Source organism: Brevibacterium ammoniilyticum (genome assembly GCF_038429965.1).
Lineage (GTDB): Bacteria > Actinomycetota > Actinomycetes > Actinomycetales > Brevibacteriaceae > Brevibacterium > Brevibacterium ammoniilyticum.
On the sequence record NZ_BAABNP010000043.1, the window covers coordinates 1 to 1,424 of the forward strand.

The 1,424-nt window shown below is 69.7% G+C and carries 1 protein-coding gene; it reads left to right on the top strand.

All coding sequences use genetic code 11. The features are described from left to right. Nucleotides 1–110: 110 nt before the first annotated feature. Nucleotides 111–1,421, top strand: coding sequence for an ISL3 family transposase (locus AAHA49_RS17805; protein ID WP_036316278.1), 1,311 nt, complete (start codon nt 111–113; stop codon nt 1,419–1,421). The last annotated feature ends 3 nt before the right edge of the window (nt 1,422–1,424 follow it).

Genomic DNA, 1,424 nt, shown 5'->3' on the forward strand with positions numbered 1-1,424 from the left:
GGCTCTTCGCAGCTGAGAGTGTAGTCGGGTTGGGCGCGTCGGTCGCTGGATAGGGGTCGAGGCCCTCCGAGGATGGAAGTTCTGACACTGCCCATCCTGAGGACCTCGACATGGATCACGCTACCTTCGTTCGCCCTGACCTGACCACGTTCTGCCGTCTCGACGAGCTCGGCCTCGAGGCCGTCGGACAGCGGGTTGAGCCTGATCGTGCGGTGATCCAGTGCCGGGTCCTGGAGCCGGACCCGTGGTGCAGGGAGTGCGGGGCCGAGGGCGTGCCCCGAGACACGGTGATCCGCCGGTTGGCGCACGAGCCGTTCGGGCACCGGCCCACGACCTTGATGGTCCGGGTCCGCCGGTACCGGTGTGTTACCTGCCGTCGGACGTGGCGGCAGGACACGTCGAAGGCCGCGGCGCCGCGGGCGAAGATCACCCGTGGCGGGGTGGGCTGGGCGCTGACCGGTGTGGTCGTGGACCACCTCACCGTCAGCCGCGTCGCTGCCGGGCTGGGAGTGTCCTGGCATACCGCCAACGAGGCGGTCATCGCCGAGGGCAAGCGGGTGCTGATCGACGATCCGGCCCGGTTCGCCGGGGTCACCACCATCGGGGTCGATGAGCACGTGTGGCGTCACACGCGCCACGGCGACAAGTACGTGACCGTGATCATCGACCTCACCCCGGCCCGGAACAAGTCCGGGCCCGCGCGGCTGCTGGACATGGTCGCGGGCCGGTCGAAGGCCGTGTTCAAGCAGTGGCTGGCCGATCGTCCTCGGGCGTGGCGGGACGGGGTGGAGGTCGTCGCGATGGACGGGTTCACCGGGTTCAAGACCGCTGCCGCCGAAGAGCTACCCACCGCAGTACCGGTCATGGATCCGTTCCACGTCATCCGTCTGGCAGGTGAGGGACTGGACCGGTGCCGGCAGCGCGTCCAGCAGCACACCCTCGGGCACCGGGGCCGGGCCGGGGACCCGCTCTACCGGGCGCGGCGGACCCTGCAGACCGGCGCGGACCTGCTCACCGACACCCAGCGCGCCCGGCTGGACACGGTATTCGCGGCAGACGAGCACGTCCAGGTCGAAGCGACCTGGGGCATCTACCAGCGGATGGTCGCCGCCTACCGCGAGCCCAACAAGACCACGGGCAAGCAGAGGATGCGAGCGGTCATCGAGTCGGTCGCCAGCGGCGTCCCAGACGCGCTGGTCGAGATCCGCACACTCGGCCGGACGCTGAAGCAGCGCGCCGCAGACGTGCTCGCCTTCTTCGACCGGCCCGGGACCTCGAACGGGCCGACAGAGGCCATCAACGGCCGACTCGAACACCTCCGCGGCTCCGCCCTCGGCTTCCGCAACCTCACCCACTACATCGCCCGATCTCTACTCGAGGCCGGCGGATTCAGACCCCGACTACACCCTCAACTGCGATGAGCC

Coding starts and splice junctions, on each gene's coding strand:
- AAHA49_RS17805 (WP_036316278.1), top strand. CDS start 111: ATGGATCACGCTACCTTCGTTCGCCCTGACCTGACCACGTTCTGCCGT.